The 18,926-nt window shown below is 44.6% G+C and carries 13 protein-coding genes and 2 pseudogenes; 2 read left to right on the top strand and 13 right to left on the bottom strand.

Annotation, left to right across the window (positions count from 1 at the left end; genetic code table 11):
* A partial coding sequence (locus tag IH598_12990) for an FAD:protein FMN transferase (protein ID MBE0639425.1) occupies window positions 1–610 on the bottom strand: 610 nt, incomplete at its 3' end.
* Between the two features lie 166 nt (window positions 611–776).
* Between IH598_12990 and IH598_12985 the strand changes: the two genes are divergently transcribed.
* Together IH598_12985 and IH598_12980 are read left to right on the top strand one after the other, a co-directional pair.
* Entirely contained in the window at window positions 777–995 is a 219-nt protein-coding gene (locus tag IH598_12985) for a hypothetical protein (GenBank protein ID MBE0639424.1), read from the top strand.
* 60 nt (window positions 996–1,055) lie between these two features.
* A complete protein-coding gene (locus IH598_12980) occupies window positions 1,056–2,069 on the top strand; it encodes a T9SS type A sorting domain-containing protein (GenBank protein MBE0639423.1) in 1,014 nt (337 codons plus the stop codon).
* 396 nt (window positions 2,070–2,465) lie between these two features.
* On the opposite strand, the gene IH598_12975 is transcribed toward IH598_12980, so the two are convergent.
* The 12 genes and pseudogenes from IH598_12975 to IH598_12920 all read right to left on the bottom strand — a co-directional run bounded on the left by IH598_12975 (window position 2,466) and on the right by IH598_12920 (window position 18,777).
* Window positions 2,466–3,749 carry a restriction endonuclease gene (locus tag IH598_12975; protein ID MBE0639422.1) on the bottom strand — a complete coding sequence of 428 codons (1,284 nt, stop codon included), beginning with the start codon at window positions 3,747–3,749 and terminating at the stop codon, window positions 2,466–2,468.
* A gap of 11 nt (window positions 3,750–3,760) precedes the next feature.
* Window positions 3,761–6,379: an EVE domain-containing protein gene (locus IH598_12970; protein ID MBE0639421.1), complete on the bottom strand. Its 2,619-nt coding sequence runs from the start codon at window positions 6,377–6,379 to the stop codon at window positions 3,761–3,763.
* Between the two features lie 117 nt (window positions 6,380–6,496).
* Window positions 6,497–7,738: a tetratricopeptide repeat protein gene (locus IH598_12965; GenBank protein ID MBE0639420.1), complete on the bottom strand. Its 1,242-nt coding sequence runs from the start codon at window positions 7,736–7,738 to the stop codon at window positions 6,497–6,499.
* Between the two features lie 338 nt (window positions 7,739–8,076).
* On the bottom strand, window positions 8,077–8,517 hold the full coding sequence (locus IH598_12960; GenBank protein MBE0639419.1) for a hypothetical protein: 441 nt from the start codon (window positions 8,515–8,517) through the stop codon (window positions 8,077–8,079).
* A 315-nt stretch (window positions 8,518–8,832) separates the two neighbouring features.
* Entirely contained in the window at window positions 8,833–9,288 is a 456-nt protein-coding gene (locus tag IH598_12955) for a DNA-binding protein (protein ID MBE0639418.1), read from the bottom strand.
* Window positions 9,289–9,477: 189 nt separating this feature from the next.
* A pseudogene (locus IH598_12950) lies at window positions 9,478–9,747 on the bottom strand (GIY-YIG nuclease family protein).
* A gap of 69 nt (window positions 9,748–9,816) precedes the next feature.
* Window positions 9,817–10,309 (bottom strand): annotated as a pseudogene (locus IH598_12945) (hypothetical protein).
* 35 nt (window positions 10,310–10,344) lie between these two features.
* A complete protein-coding gene (locus tag IH598_12940; protein ID MBE0639417.1) occupies window positions 10,345–10,509 on the bottom strand; it encodes a hypothetical protein in 165 nt (54 codons plus the stop codon).
* 243 nt (window positions 10,510–10,752) lie between these two features.
* On the bottom strand, window positions 10,753–13,857 hold the full coding sequence (locus tag IH598_12935; protein MBE0639416.1) for a type I restriction endonuclease subunit R: 3,105 nt from the start codon (window positions 13,855–13,857) through the stop codon (window positions 10,753–10,755).
* Window positions 13,847–15,226 carry a restriction endonuclease subunit S gene (locus IH598_12930; GenBank protein MBE0639415.1) on the bottom strand — a complete coding sequence of 460 codons (1,380 nt, stop codon included), beginning with the start codon at window positions 15,224–15,226 and terminating at the stop codon, window positions 13,847–13,849. Before IH598_12930 ends, IH598_12935 begins: the two co-directional genes overlap by 11 nt.
* A complete protein-coding gene (locus tag IH598_12925) occupies window positions 15,216–16,394 on the bottom strand; it encodes a DUF1016 family protein (GenBank protein MBE0639414.1) in 1,179 nt (392 codons plus the stop codon). Before IH598_12925 ends, IH598_12930 begins: the two co-directional genes overlap by 11 nt.
* 1 nt (window position 16,395) lies before the next feature.
* Window positions 16,396–18,777 (bottom strand): SAM-dependent DNA methyltransferase, encoded by a 2,382-nt coding sequence (locus IH598_12920; protein MBE0639413.1) that lies wholly within the window; start codon window positions 18,775–18,777, stop codon window positions 16,396–16,398.
* Window positions 18,778–18,926 lie beyond the last annotated feature (149 nt).

The following is an 18,926-nucleotide window of genomic DNA, read 5'->3' as shown; positions in this document are numbered from 1 at the left end:
CTGGTTTCGACCCCCTGGCCAACACCTCGCCGCCGATATCCACAAGGTAATTCCTGATTCCAAATGATTCAAGGAATCCTCCGATGACATCTATGGAATACCCTTTGGCGATGGCGTTAAAGTCGATCTGCATGTTGGGATGATTTTTAATTAATTGGTTGTTTTCCAGCCTGATCCCGTGAAATCCGACGAACGTCATGATACTGTCAACTTTTTCGGAGGTCATATCCATTTTGTTCTTAAACCCAAATCCCCAGGCGTTTACCAGTGGGCCGACGGTGACATCGAAAGCGCCGCCGGTTTGTTCGGATATTTGCTGCGAAAGTTTAAAAATATCGCTGAAATAGCGGTCATTCACCAGGTCAGTTTCGTTACGGTTGATTCGGGAAATCAGTGAATTGGGTTGCCAGATGGAAGCAATCTGATCAAAATTCATGAGCAAAGAGTCAATCTGGTGCTGGGTAACCAGCGAATCATCGGCAAAGTAGGTGACCACGTAATACGTTCCCTGCGCTTCACCACCAAACTGAACTTTAATTTCCGCTTTTTCTGTTGTGCAGGAAAAGGCCGCCATACAGCAGATCAGAACAAATAGACCATATTTTTTCATCATAAAAGGTTTTTTTACATGCGCTCAAAAATCGAGCGGCCAAAGATAGCTGAAATCACAAAACGTTAATTCGTGTTAAAGTGAGGCATCTTTTCAATAGTTTTGCTGTCAGGTTTGTTAGATTATTGATACTAACAGATGATTAACATTTAAAAAGTAAACAAATATGAAGAAGAAAATTGTACTGACCGCTTTATTATTCGCTTTTACATTGCCTTTCTTCGCACAAACGAAGATGTTCGATGTAACCTCGGCAGATGGCGCCACTTCGCAAAAGGCAGTTGGGAATTTTACCATCATCGATTCTGATGGCCAATCCTGGACACTTTATGATGAGCTGGATAAAGGACGCACGATACTGATTGACATTTTTTCGGCCACGTGAAGTTCATGTACGGCGCACGCCCCACTGATTGAAGAGGTGTACGTCAAATATGGCTCTGGCATGAGCAATCTGGATGTTTGGGGAATCGCACGCTACGACGATAACTTTATGATCAATGAGTTTAAGTTTCTGTTTGGTGTGACTCACCCTTGTGCAGGCAGCGAAGGAAATGGTGGAAATGCCATTGATGTGCTGATTGACGGCCAGATTTTTTATGGAACACCCACCTACGTTGTAGTTTGTCCTGACTATAAAATGCACTTCGGCATCTGTAATCCACCTACGATACCCTGTCTTGATGATTTTATCGTAAATTGCAACAGCGGGTTGATTGCAGGTTTTGATGTGGAAAATAAAAACGTGTGTCAGGGCAGCTATGTGCAGTTTGAAGACGCATCAAATGGCAACATAACGACCTGGGAATGGGTGTTCGAAGGTGGAATTCCTGCCACTTCCGGCGAGATCAACCCAATGGTTTATTACCCTGAACCGGGCTTCTGGAATGTTACCCTCACCGTTTCCAATGATGTGTTTTCTGATACAAAAACGGAGACCGCCTTCATGGAAATTTATGCTAATCCGGAAGTTACCCTGACGCCCTTTGAGCCGGTTTGTGATTACACAGCTCCTTTTGCTTTATCAGGCGGCTCTCCTGAAGGCGGCGTATATTCGGGAACCGGGGTAGAAAATGGCATTTTCAATCCGCAACTGGCAGGCGTTGGCGAACACATCATCAGCTACGAATATGTTGATGTAAACGGTTGCGCCGGACTCGCCGAACAGATGCTCATGGTGGAGATTTGCACCGGGCTGGTTGAGGGAGATGAACTCAAAACAGCCGTTTATCCCAACCCATCATCCGGTGAAGTGTTTGTCAGTTCAACCGGTTCAGGAGAATTGACTATTGAACTGTTTGATCTTATTGGGATGAAGGTTTTTGAGCAATCTTTTGAGGCGGCTCACTCAGAACCTGTGAAGCTTAATTTATCGAACGTTCCGGCCGGTATCTACCTGATCCGGGTCAACTCCGGAACCGGAGTTTCAACTTCAAAAATCACGTTACTGAAAGAATAATTCGCTCAACCAAAAAAACTTCAGATTTGATTTTCAACGCTTTCCCTCTGATTAACAAGGGCTGAAAGCGTTGAAAATCTTTTTATAGACTTTTGAGACAGCCTCGGTTCTATTTTATCACCGTTGAGCACAACAAAATTATAAAAGCATTACAGATCAATGGCTTTGGCGTTGCCAACGGTCATGCCCACCGACCAACCCATGCGGTAAAGTTCGGCTGCCACAAAGTACTCACCGGATAGGCCTGTATTGTTTCTGGGTATTTCTGGCATAATTTAAATCTTTGATTTGAAATCGTACTTGTCGCGGATTATTCAACTTCTAGACTTCTGATATACCTGGCTAAACCATCCAAACCTGACAGGTTTCGGAAACCTGTCAGGTTTTCTAGCTATCTTACTCCGGTTTAATTTTTTTCAGTATCTCACCTGCAACTTCCTGATTTAATCCTCCACTCTCGTCCAGCACACTCACAAAGCCAATTTTGCAATGATTATCGCCCAGCCGGCCTTTGTGGAATTTACCAAAACCGCTGTCCTTTACACCGGCAAGCTTTGGGTATAATAGCATACTTTTGGGGCTGTTCCAGTACATATTGTAAACATACATCTGCTTCAGGTCATCGTCGGAGGGTTTGTTCACATCTATCAGCTTCCATTTGGTATCAATGATGAAGGGCTCCCATTTATCATTATCGGCGCTTTCATGCATAACCGAGGCCTTTTTTCTTTCAATTACAATGTCGGCGTATATACTTTTTGACTCCCAAAAGAGATCCTGCGCCTGGTACTTGACACGCAGATACTGGTTTTCCCTGGCCTTGAGCTGTTTATAGATGTATTTCTCCCACAGCTTGTTCATGTCAAACAGCAGCGCCAGCATGTTTTCATCGCCCATTGAAATATCAGGTGAATAATTCAGGATCAACATTTTGGCAATGGCCAGTGCTTTTGTGTAGTCCCTTGTTTTACGGGTGAGGCGGATTTTGTTGAAGGAATCTTTGTTAATGGTTATTTCGCTGATCTCAGGAAAGTAAAACAGGAGCTTCCTGATTCTATCATTCAATATGCTGCCGGATGAGAGTACATCAAGAATTTTGAGGCCTTTCAGCAAAATCTGGTTGATAAGATGTTCGTGGTCGTAGGACTGATGGCAGGTGTAAAACCGCTCACGGTGAATGCAGTTGCGCTCTATGTCCCTGGAAAAATTCAAACGCCCCTTCAGCGCTTTCACGTTGCCCTCGTTTTGCCGGTATTTTTTGGCGAGGCCGCGGCGGAGCAATGTATCAACCTCCTGAAGATAAACCTCAAAATACAGATCGAGAAGGGTAAACCGCTTCCTCAAGCTGGCCTCCGAAACGGTTTCAAGTTCAATTTCGCCGCTGATGGCCAGCATCTTCAACAAAACCTTTTGCCATCGCCGGGTCTGAGAGTCAAATTCGTGTTTAGTAATTGTTTGCTTGTCGGCTTTGGGCAGAATTTCGATGGTGAGGTTGCCGATTTGAATAACGCCAACGTATTGACAGAATTTGATGCCGTTGCGAATCACCGTGAAGTATTTGTTATCGTTCTTATCGTTGAACTGACACAGCTTTTCAAACTGAACTGTAGTCAGCGCTCGCCCATGATCATCTGGATGAGTCGTTAACCGCTCGTGCTCAAAAACTCTGATAACCGGCATAGCCTGATGCTTTATTTCTGGTAAATATTTTTAAAATCCTCAACACCCCATGCTTCCGAACCGGTAATTTCATAAACCTTTCGCTCTTTCAGGTCTGTAATAATATCATCATCAAATCCTTTGAAGTCAGCGAAGCTAAAATCATTCATTTTTTTTGGGATTACGAAGCCGCTGCCCAGCACCAGGCCGATTTTGCCAAAGTCGCCGTAGAAATACTCTTCCAGCAGCGGAATCATCTTGTTTTTAAAAGCCAGTTTCAATTCATCAAAGCTGGCAATATCCAAGAAGTAGGAATGGCCAATCTGGTGGTCTTTGTCAATCAGTTTTTCAATGCGCTCATTGATGGTCGTGAGCAACTTCACAAGGTCAATATCCTCAATCATCCCCTTTGATCTGCCCACTTCGCTGATCAGTTCAGGTTTGGGCGCCATCTCCACAAACGTAAACCTCCGGCGCAGTGCAGTATCGAGCGCCTCAATGCTGCGATCGGCGGTGTTCATGGTGCCGATGATGTGCAAATTGGCCGGCACACTGAACTTTTCCTTGGAATAAGGCAACGTTACTTCCAGTTGTTCGGGTTTTCCTTCGCGCTTATCGTCCTCGATGAGGGTGATCAATTCTCCAAAAATCTGAGAGATATTCCCGCGGTTGATCTCATCAATGATCAGGACGAAGTTGTGCTGCTCTTCTTTGATGGGAGCAGCAGGGGCTTGGACAAAAAACTCTTTGTTCACCCAATCCTTGTTAAGTTTGTAGATTGTTTTCTGCATTAATGACTTCTGATAAATTTCTTCAACCGGAATATCAGCGTTTTTAATGATCCACTCCACTTTGCGAAATTGAGTGTAATTGATTGGTGCATCAGGTTTATGGAAATAATCGCCAGTGACTTTTCCAATCGCTCTAACTTTGTCTTTACCCTTCGAAATAATAACAAAATTGCCCTTTTTCAGATAATGGATAAAACAATTCATAGCCTGAGGCTCGTAATTGCTCAGTTTGGTTCCTTCAATCAGTTTATACAATTCTGATTCAGTTTTTCCGGTAAGATCCCAATTGTCCATAAAACCTACTGAGATCAGATCGTTTTCGATACAGTAATCATAAATGGCCTGATCTTCCGGGATACTTATGTTGCCCAGCGAAACTTTATAAAACTGCGCAGATTTGAAATCTTCATCTGTCAGGCTGATCCGCTGCTTATCCTTTTTCGCTTCGCTACTGGCAAAATACCTTGCCCTGTCGGCCAATTTCTTGAAAATGCCGTCCTCAATATCATATTTCAGGTAGTTGTCCTCTTCATTGATTTCTTCCTGCTGTTCAACAACCGGCTTGATGCCTTCGATAAAGTCTTCGTAAGAGAAACTCTGATGAAAGGTGCAAAAGCTGATCTGGCCTTTTTGCGGGTTCTTCCAGTCATTAATCAGCAACTCCCGGAACCTCTCTTTTAGTTTTCCTCTGTCATTTATATTTGCTACATAAAAATCAGGGTCGGCAATGCGGATGGCTTCGCCTGATGTATTGTAAGTTTTTCCGGTTCCCGGAGGGCCGAAAAAGATTTGGTTGAGGGGGAAATGATTTGATCCAATCATATTGACATGCTTTAAGATAGTTTCATAATGAAGTTGCGATGCTGCAAAGTTGGTTCCTTTATTTCCTCCGTTGAAACCTTGAAATTCCGGTAAATCAATCAAAACTTCTTTGAGAACAGGATTATTCCACAAATTGTATTCTATTGCTATTTTGACTCTGTCGGTACTTTGCAGTTTGCTCAAATCCGTATAATATTTTTGCTCTATATCATCGTCTAATCTGTTAGCTATTCCGGAGGTAACCCTGGCTAAGGCATAGCATCCTGATTTTTCACCGGTTAGCCAAAGTATTATTTTGTCCCCTATTTTGATTTTATCCTTGTGAGCTGACACACTCCATGATTTCAATGCATTATCCTTCAAGGAACCTACTATATTGTAAATTTTGGGGTTGCCCTGGAATAACCAGTAATTGGTATCGCCATTGTTGGTTTTTGGTGGAAAACCTCCCTTTCTATGTTCATCCCATAGTGTCCATAAAGCTTCGCTGTGTGAAAGAATATCTTTACCACTATTCAGTGCTGCCAATTTTCGGAGCTTATCCGAATACGGAAGTTTTTTATCTATGGTAAAATTATCGCATAAAAAAACAATGGCATCTTTGCTGTAAACAAGCGGAATTTGCCGGTTGTACAAAGCTGCTATCTTCCATTTAACGGTGTGGCCTAAATCTACACCCTCTATTTTTTCCAAATCATTGTCCAACGCAAAGCTGGCAACAGCAACAATATTTTCTCTTACTGCGCTAAATGCAGCTTCTTTCGTTTGGCCGTATTTTAATACCCAGGAATAATTACCCTTTGTTGTGTATTCAGATCTCGGATCCTCTTTTGCTGATTTTCTGCGGTGATAAATGCCAAATTTGTAGGATGAACCGCCCCAAATACTGCCAAGCCCTGTTGTTTTGGATTCCAACCAAAAACAGAACGAATCTTCACGGTTTAGGTTGGTGTATTCTTCGAGCAACATGCTTTGCAGCCTTTCCAATGGCCACTCCTGCAAGAAGGCATCCCAAAGTTCCTTTTTCTCAATATTCATAAGACCAGTTATTTATTCATGATTTTATACTTCAGTTTCAGCACCCCCCATCCCATCCTCCGGCGCAGCAAAACCGCCCCTCCCAAAACACCAACCAAAGGCACTATGCCAGCCAAATCATACATTCTTCATCAGTTTATCTGTATCTACTCCATGTGCCTGTAAAACCTGAATGGCTTTTTGAGCATTTTGCTGCAATTGGTAATGATCTGGGAATTGTTTTGCAATTTCCAGTGTTTCCATTGCCAAAGTGATTGATTTTTCCTTATCAGGAAGAGATTTAAAATAGAAAATGCTCAAATTGATAACTGTTGTTGCCACATAGGGTAAAAACGCTCCCGGGTTCTCTTTGTCCAGCGATCTGTATATCTGCAGGGCTTCATCATATTTTACCAAAGCTTCGTCATATTCATTTTTAGCTGCATGTAGATTGGCTAAATTGTTCAAAGTCATTGCTAAATCGGGCAAAGAGGTTCTTGGGTTCTCCCTGGCAAGCTCTCTTCTTATCTGCAAGGCTTCTTCATATTTTTCATAAGCCTCTCCAAATTCATTTTTATCCGCATAAAGATTGGCTAAATTGTTCAAAGTCATTGCTAAATCGGGCAAATAGGTTTTTGGGTTCTTTTTGGCAAGTTCTCTTCTTATCTGCAAGGCTTCTACGTATTTTCCCAAGGCTACATCAAATTCATTTTTAGCCTTGTGTAAATTAGCCAAATTATTCATAGTCGCTGCTACATCAGACAAATACGTGCCCGGGTTTTCTCTGTCAAAAGATTTTTGTATTTGCAGGGCTTCCTGGTATTTTTCCATTGCCTCGCCAAATTCACTCTTTTTCGAATGTAATTCAGCCAAATTGTTCAAAGTTGCAGCCACTCTGGGTAGATATTTTCCTGGATCTTCTTTGGCAAGCGATCTGTAAATCTGCAAGGCTTCCCGGTAATTATTTTTTGAATCGTCAAATTCATTTTTTACCTTTTGTATAATAGCCAAATTGTTAAGGGTTTTGGCTACATCAGGTAAGTACGTATGCGGGTTCTCCCGGGCAAGTTCTCTTCTTAGCTTCAAGGCTTCTTCGTAAAGCGGTTGTGCCTGGTAAAATTTATTGTGATTTTGAAGGAATAAGGCGTATTGAAAAATAACCTCAACAGTCCGGGAAGCTTCAAGGGCTTTCTCGTAGCAATCAACCGTGCGATCAAACCAATCGGGTTCGCTGTAAAAGGTTTTCCATAGTTGGGCTTTAATCAGAAATTCATTGGCTTTGTTTTCTAAATGACCTTCAATTTCCACAAGCTCACTTTCCTTTTTTTCTTTGGCGATTTTGAGTTGATTGACCTCATTGCTGATTTCTTCGGTTTTCAAAATGGCATCGGCTTCGCGGAATTCGCCTTTGTCGAAATGCGCTTTGGCCAATTGCAACCGGGCGGTGTTGATCGGAATTTTTGTAAAGGTCTCGTAAAGGCTGAATACGTTTTGCTTGAAATCGGTCAGTTGTTTTTCCAGATCATTGAGCTTGCCTGAATGTTTTAGCCGTAATTCAGTCTTGCTTTCGGGCAGGCTATCGAGGATTTCCCTGGTGTCAGCAATTTCGCTAACTAGCTTCTGATAATCGGCTGAATAATAGAGATGATTGGAAATTGTATTTTCGTTGTAAGTGCTGCCCGCGCCCTGGTTGATCTGCCTGCCGATTTCCATGATTACTAATTGTTTTCGTTGTAGGTACTGCTGCTGCCCTGATTGATCTGCCGACCTATTTTGGTTGTTGTTACATTGCCTGTAATATCCTGAAAAAACTGGTTATCATTCCCGGTGACCGTTCCAGTATTGGTTTTTGTAATCACCACCCCCGCCTGCTTTAGCTCCGATTGCACGGCAGCAACTTTTTCGTTCAGCTCTTTTTGCAGTTCCTCATTATTTTCCAGCGCCGATTCGAGGTTGCCCATGAGTGTGGCGATGGTTTGGGCGTCGGCTTGTCGCTGTTCGATGAGGATCAGCCGCTCCTGGGCTGTTTTGCTTTTTGAAAAGATTTTTTTGCCCATCCAGCCCAAAAAGCCGGTAACGGTCTCTTTTACGCCGGGCATTTTCAATAACTCCTGAGCCTGTGTCAGGATGGCGCCAGTTTGTTGGATCAACTCGTTCATTGCTTTATTTTTTATGGGTTAAAAATAGTCTATTTTCTTTGTGTGCTCTCTGGTGTTTTTGTTTTTCTATGCCACCAGTCGCCTTCTGCAAGTGTAACTTCTTATAATCCCGCTCCCCCTCCCAAAAATCCGGCGCACTGCTCCCCGTTCCAAACCTGACAGGTTTCCAAAACCTGTCAGGTTTTCTCCCTTTTCATCTTTCGTTACCTTTTTTCTTGCTTTCTGCAGGGCTGCATCCCCTTCGGAGCGTGCATCCCTGGGTACTGCACTGCTTCCGAATGTGTGTTTTCGCTTTGCACTACAATTGGATTTAATTCAACCAATCCTAACAATTTCCTTATTGGTGGTTTGAAGGAGTTTTTCCAGGTTGCCTCCAGGGCTGATGTGGCCAACAGCAATGGTGTCGGCCAGTTGGATCATCAGTTGGTTGCGGATTTCTGCTGTGCGTTGAGATATCCGGCGGGTATTGGTATCGAATGGAGTGATGATCAGTAGCCTGTTTTCCTGAAGTGGTTGTAGGAATTCCGGTTCTATGATCTTTTTCAACCCTCTGGCCATCGCCACGATAATCGGCTGACTGCCTTTGAGCAAATAGTGCAGCACATCTTTTTCAATCTGGCTGTGAAAACCGCTGATGACGCAGTTGCCCGCTTCACGCTGCGCGATAGCCCAGTCGTAGCATTTCAGCACCGCCGATGCCGAAATGTTGCGACTGCAGAGGAAGGCGGTTTTGGGAATCGTTAAAAGATTAGTATTTCCCAGGGTATCTATTATACTGGTGGTTTTATCACTTGTTAACTGTGGTTTCGACAGGCTCAACCACCGGGCGCTGCCTGTAACTGACTCTCCACCACCAAACCCGCTGCCTGAGCTTGTCGAAAGCAGCTTCTCCCCATCACCAAACCCGCTGCCTGAGATCGTGGAAGGCAGCCTCGTCGAAGGCAGTCTTGTGCCATAAGCTTTTGCCAACTCAGGTAGCTTATCATATTCTCCGTTTATTAATGCTTCTTTTTTCGCCCTGCGCCATCCCTGTATTTGCTTTTCCCTGTAAAAAGCCTCGTCTATTCGGGCATATTCTTCATAATAAACCAATTCCACAGGTAGTCTCTTTTTTGTATGATTAGCTCCTTCGCCCGCTTGATGCTGTGCCAGACGAAGCTCAAGATTGTTTGTGCTACCCACATAATAACTACCATCTGAGCATTGTAATATGTACGTGTATCCTTTCATACTTTAAACTAATTTTCAACGGTGGTTTCGGCAGGCTCAACCACCTGGCGCTGCCTGTGCCTGGCTACACTACAGGACATTGCCTGTTCCTGACTCCACTAAGGATCGCTCAAAGGCTTTGCGATTGATTTGTTCGCGAAGATCTCGCTTACCCCATGCCTGTTCTGCGCAGGATTTTGCATAATAAAGTTTGGCTTCCATTCTTTTTATCGGTAAAAGAATGAGTATATGCGACCAGCTTAATTGTCGGGCCAAGTGGTACGACAATTTGCTCATCGGAGAACTGTTCAGCAAACTGGAGCATCCGGCGCAAATTTTTTTCCTCAAAGTTCCGACCGTATTTTTCGGTTAATTGTCGGGCCAGTGTCACGACAATTTGTTTCCCATAATCTGCACGTTTGTTTTGCAAAATGTGCTCGTTTATCCGCCGGCCAACCTGCCAGAAGAGCAGAGTTAACGTGCTGTTGGCATACACGGCAACCTCCGTGCGGCTTTGCTCAATCAGTTGCGACTGTTCGCTGAAAAGATCGTGAGCTTGAAAATTTTTCCTTTGGTGATTGATTTCTTTTCTATTTTCATTTTTCGCAGGCTATTGGTTTAACTATTTTGGCTAAGTTTATCCCAGCGGTCTTTGAACTCCGGATTGTTGACTGATGACCTGTCGAGAATTCCCCTGGTGACATACTGTTTTATCAGGGGTTGTATCTCTTCCGAACGCCCGATAAAATATTCGGGCGGTTCTATTTTATCACCGTTGAGCACAACAAAATTATAAAAGCATTACAGATCAATGGCTTTGGCATTACCAATTGTCATACCTACTGACCATCCTCTGCGATAAAGCTCAGCAGCTACAAAGTACTCGCCGGCTAAACCCGTGTTATTTCGTGGAATTTCTGACATGAAAGTTTTATAGTTTAAAATTTTATTTTCCAGGATCCCCCCCCAAATGCCAGCTCTCGAATAGTGAAAATAAACACTCTTTTTGAGCCACCATAAGAAGACCTACACCCTCAACATGCGTTTGATGGTATCCTGCATGGCTATTTTGAAGCCTTCGTCCTGCGAAACTAAACGATAGAGTTCAAGTTCGGTTCTGCGTTGCTTTCCCATCACGTCATCAAAGATTTTACCGAATGCGATCTCTCTGTTCTGAATATCAGTATTTTCAGCATACTTTTCTTTGAAGTCGGTGTGCTCCTTCATCCGCTGTGCAAGATTCACAAATTTCGCCCGCTGCTCATCGGGTGTGGCTTCCCAACCCTGAAACCAGCGTTCGTTGAAACTCTTGATGATTAAATCGAGTTCGTCCTTTTCAGATTCGCTGCCGTGTGCGCCGCGTGGATTTGGGTTTTGCGGATCAACCTCGGTTGCTGCGGCATCAAGACCAATACTCGTATTGAGCTTAACCCTTTCCAACCCATACGTGGAGAGGTCAACGGAATTCAATAATCCATCCAGGGCATCTTTTTCCTTGTCAAGAATAATGAGCTTGGGAATCAGGAATTTCAAAAACCAGAAGAGCTTTTCCCAGGCAACAACTTCATAGGGCATGATGGAAGCCATCTGGCCATAAATCTTCACAAAATGCTTTGCCTTTATTTTGTAATCCGCTTTTGCCGTGTCTTCTAACTCCAACGTGGTATTAAATCTTTCGGCAGCAATATCAATGATCGGGCTTAACTCCTGAGCATTTACCTCCCTGAAATATTTTTCGACGAAATCCTCCACTTCGCTCCATTCATACACCCCTGCATCGTCGAGACTGGACTTGAGTTCGTGCAGCACATTGATGTCGGTGGCTTTGCTCAGCGAGGTGGCCGTATAAAACGGGTCGAAGGATTTCTTTATATCCTCGGTGGTGTTGTAAAAATCGAGGATGAACAAATCTTCGGTTTTCTTCCCGAGTTTATCCGACGAACGATTTAACCGCGATAAGGCCTGCACCGCAATTACCCCCTGCAATTTCTTGTCAACATACATGGCGGTCAATTTGGGTTGGTCGTAACCCGTCAGGTATTTATTGGCTACCACCAGCATACGGTATTCGTCCATGTCAAAGTAGCGGGCAATTTTGTCGCTGATATAACCGGGGTCGGTTGGTTTGGCGGTATCCAGACGGGCAGGGAAGTCGTTCATGCTCTCTTCGGTATATTCGATGCCATTTAGTTTTTTCATCCCCGAGAAAGCAATCGCAATCTTGAACGGGTTGCCTCTTTCGAAAAGCAATTTTTTCAATGCAAAATAATAGCTGATGGCCGATTCGATGCTTTGTGCGGCAACGATGGCTTTGGCTTTTCCTTTCAGTTTCTTGGTATTTACCAGTTGCGTTACAAAGTGCTCGAGCATGATATCCGCTTTGGTGGCAATGGTTTGCTTGTCCTGCTCCACATAATTCCGCAATTTCTTTTGCGCCTTCACGGAGTCGAACAGCGGGTTTTCCCGGATTGACTTCTCGATTTCGTAATAGCTCTTGTAGGTGGTGTAATTGGCCAGCACATCCAGAATAAATCCCTCCTCAATGGCTTGCTTCATCGAATACAGGTGGAACGGCTTGAATTTCCCGTCCTCCTGTTTCACGCCGAAACGTTCCAGCGTATTGTTTTTGGGAGTAGCCGTAAAAGCCATATAGGAGGCGTTGCCCCGCATCTTGCGCGAACGCATGGCTTCGAGGATTCTGTCCTGCGGGTCGTGGTCTTCTTCCTCTTCGTTTTCGCCGGAAGTATTGCCCATGGCCTGGTTCATTTTTCCGGCGGCGGTTCCGCTCTGGCTCGAATGGGCTTCATCAATAATCACCGCAAACCGCTTATCACTTAAATCGGCAATGCCATCCACAATGAAGGGGAACTTTTGAATGGTGGTGATGATGATTTTCTTACCGCTCTCCAGCGCCGATTTCAAATCAGCCGATGAATAGGCGGGGGCAACAATGTTTTTTACCTCCGAAAATTCCTTGATGTTTTCGCGAAGCTGTTTGTCGAGCAATCTCCTGTCGGTTACCACAATCACCGAATCGAACAGAGGATTGGAAATGCCCTTGCTGCCGGGAATGGTATCGCTTTCAGGATAAGTCTCGATGAGCTGATAGGCTGCCCAGGTAATGGAATTGGATTTGCCCGAACCGGCCGAATGTTGAATTAAATAGGTTTGCCCCACCCCTTTTTTAGCCGCATCAGCCACGATTTTCCGCACCACATCCAACTGATGATAGCGCGGGAAAAACAACGTCTTTTTGTTGAGCGGGTCGGTCTCTTTGCCATCAAAACGGACAAAATGCTGAATGATGTTGGCCACGCTGGTTCGGGTAAATATCTCTTCCCACAGATAGGCAGTTTTGTGCCCGAACGGATTGGGCGGATTCCCTTTTCCAAATATGGGCTCGCGCTGCCCCAGATTGAACGGCAAGAAGTAAGTGCCGGCGCCATTGAGTTTGGTGGTCATATAGGCTTCGTCGGTATCCACGGCAAAGTGCACAATGCAACGACCGAAGTTGAGCAAAGGCTGCGTAATATCTCTTTTGAATTTGTATTGATTTTGGCCGTGCACCCTGGCATTCTGCCCTGTCCAGGGGTTTTTCAGCTCCATGGTGGCAAATGGCAACCCATTCACAAACAGCACCATGTCAATCTCTTCGCCGGGATTGGTTAACGAATAGCGCAACTGACGGGTTACGCTGAACTGGTTGCTTTCGAAACCGGCTTTTACCTTATCGCTGCTGCTGGCCAACGGCAAAGGATAGAGCAGGGTAAAGTGCGCATCGTCAACATCCAGCCCTTTGCGAAACAAACGCAGGATGCCGTATTTTTTAATCATACGATCGAGGCGTTCGAGAATTTTCAGTTTCCAGTTGCTTTGCTTTTGCAGCCTGGCCAGCTCCTCTGATTGGGTGGTTTGCAAAAAATCCCAGAAGCGCAGTTCGTCAATGGCAAACCTGGCATTGAAATCCTCCGGCGCCCCGATGTAATAGCCATTGCCGGCGCGGTACAAGGCTGCTCTTTCGTACACCGCATGTGCAGCAATAGGTTGCTCCTTCAGCTCTTCGAGGCAAACGCCCGTCAATCGTTTTTCGATGGTGGCCTCGAGCGCCTGTTCGTTGGTTTTACTTGTCATCGTTATCTACTTTTATTTTCCCCGTTACCGCACTGTTTATCAACGTCGCTTTGTACTCCTTTAGCTTCTCTATTTCCTGCTCTTTGAGGGAAATTGTGATTTTAAATTTTGAATTTATTTCATCGATGTATAATAGGATTGATTTTTGCTCATTTAAAGGCGGAAGCAATAAATGAAGCGATTTTACTATAGAAGAGTTTAATCCTTCCATTATTGAACCCTTACCTCTTAATTTAATTTGGTCAAAAATATATTCGGAGTCATTAATTAAAAACGAAACAAATTCGGGTTTTGCTTGATTATTTTTTGTTCGAACTCTGATTAAATGACTATCCATGATTCCTCGTTCAATGCTATTAGGCACAACTTTACTTTTTCCAGTTGTTCCCATCATAGTTATCACAATATCTCCAGCAAATAATTCATAGTTTGACAATCTCATAAAATCATTTTCATCAATATACTTTTCTCCAATGCTAAAATCATCTGCAATTACATGTTCTTGTCCATAAATTTTAAATCCTTTTGGTTTTAAAATTTCAGATTTAATTGAACTGCCAAATGGGCCAATTCTAATACCATCCCGTCCTTCTTGCAGTAACGTTTTCAACCTCTTCACCTCCCACCCCTCCGGTATCTCCCCAATCCATTCCACGCCGCTCTCTTTTAGTTTAACATTGGGCGTTTCGACTCCGCTCAACGACCCAATGCCACGGGTAACGGCTTTGTGAATGAGGATTTGCCGGCGTTCTTTGAGCAGTTCGATTTGTTTTTGTTTGATGCCAATGGCCTGCTCTATCAGGGCTGTTTTGCGGTCGAGAAAGGCGGCAATGGCGGTTTGCTCGGATAGAGGGGGAATAGGAATGATAAAATCGTGAATATCCGTTGGAGCAATATGAGGAACCATTGGGTCTGTCTTGGACATTTCCACCCATATTAAGAAGTTCTTATTTAAGAAATTATAGAATAAAAAATCAGATTTCAAGGAACCATTTGCTCTCAATCTTGCAACACGTTGAAGCAACAAAATGGGCAGGTCACTTTCTTTAACTTTACAGAAATTTTTTCCAACTTTCGATCCGTCCATGCCAATTAATATATCATTTGTCTCAAGTAAAAAATCTTCCAGATGTTTTTCTAAAGCTGGCCAATATCTTGTTTCATCCCAATTAAATACTCCCTCCTTTACATTGATGCCCCGAGCCAATTTAATACCTTCTGTCGTGTATTTTTCACTTTTGAAAGGATACCCAGTAATCAGATCAATATGATTCTTAAGTCTACTAACCTCCCAATGTTCAGGAATCTCCCCCAGCCACTCCACACCAGAGGGTTTGTAGGTAGGGTATGTTTCCAAGTTAATTTTCATGGTCGAGATCTTTTAGTTCTTGTTCCAAATCTTCAATTTGGGGCAAGGTAGATTGTAAATTTTCGGGTATTGCCTTACTCAACACATAGTCGGCTACGCCAATGGGTTGGTTATATCCTCTGAGCGCATATTCGGCAATAATTTCATTCTTTCCCTTGCACAGCAAAATACCTATGGAATCATTGTCCTGCCCTGTTTTCAGGGTATCGTTGATTACATTGATATAGAAATTGAGTTGTGCAGGGTCTCCGGGTTCAAAGGCACGGGCTTTCAATTCCACCACCACATAGCAGTGTAATTTGGTATGGTAAAAAAGCAGGTCGGCATAATACTCTTTACCGCCTACCCGCAAGGGATATTGCCTGCCAACAAAAGCAAAGCCCTGCCTAAGTTCCAGCAAAAATTGGGTAATATGCTGCGTAAGTTGTTCCTCGATATTGCGTTCATCGGCTTTTTCTTTGGCCTGCACAAAATCAAAAATGTAGGGGTCTTTCAGCAGGTAATTGGCAAAATCGGATTGCGGCGCCGGCAAGATAGAATTAAAATTGCATACTTTTTTAAGTGCCATTTGCCTTTCGAACAAGCCCGCTTCTATCTGCATCAGTAATATGTTTTTACTTATGCCATGCTCTAATGTGTTAAGCATATACCAGAAACGGCTGACCATCTGCGGGCACTTATCCATCAACACCAGGTGATGCGACCAGCCAATTTTGCCTATTAGCGAATTGGTAAAATCGGTTTCGGTAAATTGCGCAACCACTGGTTGCGTAATTGCAGATTCAAAACCTTCGCCGCTTTTTAATAACGCAACCAGCGGTTGCGCATTTGATTTTACCTGCTCCCAAAGGTTGTTTAACTGAAGAATGTTGCCGGGGGAATAAGCCTCAGCAAACTGCCGCATGTACAATAAGTTGCGTGCAGAAAAGCCTTTGATGGCAGGAAATTTTTTTCGCAAATCTTTCGAAAACGTGTCAATCACCTTTGCTCCCCATGCATTAGCTTTTGTGCGGGCCGACAGTTCGTTTCCGATGCTCCAGTAAGCCCAGAGAAGCTGGGAATTAGCAGCCATCACCATTTTAACCTGAGCACGCTCTATTGTTTTTGCAATGGATTGCAGCGCCTCAGCGTAGGCCTTGTCGGTTGTTATTTTTTTGTCGCTTCTCATCTTACAGACTCAATATTTCTTTAATCAACCCATCGCTCAGTGCTTCCAGTTTCAAAATATCGCTGCTCACCTCTTCGATGCTGCGCAATGGTTTGTGGCGGTAGAAGTATTTATTGAAACTTATTTCATAGCCAATTTTGGTGGCATTTAAGTTTATCCAGGCTTCAGCAACATGTGGTTTTACTTCTCGTAAAAAGTAATTGTAAATGTTTTCTTTGAGCGGAACATTTTCGGTGTCGCGCAAATCGCTTTCGGTTTCATATTCTATATACTCACCCTTTTTGGCAGTAGCAAAATATCCGTAGTCAGCCAATTCCATTTCTTTGCAATCCAAATGCCTGAGCAGTTGCTCCAGTTTGTCGCCGGTCAGTCTTACGGCGCCTTTTATTACCTTTTCGGCGGCGGCATCGTACCAGGAAACCGCATTCAGGATGGTGTTTTTTTCGGCTGAAGAGACAAGGCACGCCTTGTCTCTACAGCATGCCTTGTCTCTACAGCACGCATCCACCCTATCGCGAAAGAGATTGAAATCGTTGTATTCGCCGCCGCCGATGGCCTGCATCAGCTCAGTGGCGGCGTTGAGCAATTCGAGTTGCTTTGTCCAGAGGGCTTCGCTCACCAACGCTTTGCTTTGTTTGGCGCTGAGGTTCAGTTCATTCTTTTCGCACCATTCGGCAATCTCCTTTTCGTGTTTGCTCAGGTCGGTATATACGCGCTCTCCAAAGGTTTCGTACGCCCACGCCATGGGTTCACGCAGAGTCCGGTCAAACCTCAGTTCGGCAATGCGTTCGGGGGTAAACTGCGCTTTCAGTCGTTTTGGCCGTTCGATGGTTACTTTGTAATACCCAAAATCGGTGTTGTCGAAAATCTGAGCGGCAATGCCCTGTTCCTCATTGGTTTCAGGATTGACAACGCGGTCAACGGCTTCCATTTTCTCATACACCGACACAATTTCGCGAATGTGTTCGGGCGCAAACTCGCAGTTTTTATTGCCTAAGTTCTTGCGCAGCTTGCGAAACAACAAACCGGCGTCAATCAGTTGCACTTTGCCTTTGCGGCGGGCCGCCTTGTTGTTGCTCAAAATCCAGATGTAGGTGGTAATTCCGGTATTGTAAAACAAATTGTTGGGCAATTGCACAATGGCTTCCAGCCAGTCGTTTTCGATGATGTAGCGGCGGATGTTGCTTTCGCCGCCGCCGGCATCGCCCGTAAACAGGCTGCTGCCGTTGTGCACCGAGGCAATGCGCGAGCCCAGCGGATTTTGCGTTAGCGGCTTCATTTTGTTCACCATCTCCATCAGGAAAAGCAATTGCCCGTCCGACGAACGCGGGGTGGCGTCGGCATCCTCCTCCACGCCCCAATAGTTTTTCAGTGTAATGGTGAAGCGGGGGTCAATGATCTCTTTGCCGTCCTTTATGAACTTCAGTTCGCTGGCCCACGACTTCCCGTACGGCGGATTGGATAGCATAAAATCGAACTTCGTCCCTGCAAATTCATCGGTCGAAAGGGTAGAACCCACGCGGATATTCTCAGGATTGTTGCCCTTAATCATCATATCCGATTTGCAAATGGCATAGGTTTCATCGTTGATCTCCTTTCCGTACAGATACACATCGCCTTTGGCTTTAATTTCGCCCTCCTCATCCTTCACAAAATTCTGCGATTCGGTGAGCATCCCGCCGCTGCCGCACGCAGGATCGTAGATGGTCATTACGGGCGGGAGCTTGTCTTTTACGGGCATAAAGATGATGTGCGTCATCAGGTCAATCACCTCGCGGGGGGTAAAGTGCTCTCCGGCCTCTTCGTTGTTTTCTTCGTTGAATTTCCGGATCAGCTCCTCAAACACATAGCCCATGCCCAGGTTGGTCAACGGCGGAAGTTTGCGCCCGTCGGGATCGTTCTTTTCAAAAGGGGTCAGGTTGATGTAGGGCGAAGTGAACTTCTCCAGCACGTTCAGCAAAACATCCTTCGCCGCCATGTGACGCACCTGGCTTTTGAGCTTGAACTTCTCGACGATCTCCTTTACGTTTACGCTGAAGCCGTTCAGGTAATCTTCAAAATTGGCCTGAAGGATTTGCTGGTTGTTGGTGGCGGTGTCGTGCAGGCGTTGCAGCGTCCATTTGCTGGTGTTGTAAAACACATAACCGCTGGCCTGCCGCAGTCCGTTTTCGTCCCACTCTGTAAACCCGGCTTCCTCCTTCTGAAACACCAGTTCCTCCAGCACCGCAGCTTTGGTGGGTTCCAGCAAAGCATCGAGCCTGCGAAGCACCACCATGGGCAAAATCACATCGCGGTACTTACCTCTCACATACACATCGCGCAAACAATCGTCTGCTATCGTCCAGATAAAAGCAATTAATTTGTTATGTACTGCCTGATTCATATTCGTTTGGTTTGGTGGTGGTGGGGGGTGTGGGTGGTCTGTAGGGGATTGCGGTTGATTTTACAGCAATTTGCACCGATGATTGATGGGGGTGAAGTGGTTGAGTTGCCGCTGAAAGCCCTATTAAATAAAGCCTTGATGTTGTGCAC

The sequence above is a fragment of the Bacteroidales bacterium genome, from assembly GCA_014860585.1.
GTDB lineage: Bacteria > Bacteroidota > Bacteroidia > Bacteroidales > 4484-276 > RZYY01.
Note: the sequence above shows the minus strand (reverse complement) of the source record. Positions and strands in the feature narration are given on the sequence as shown.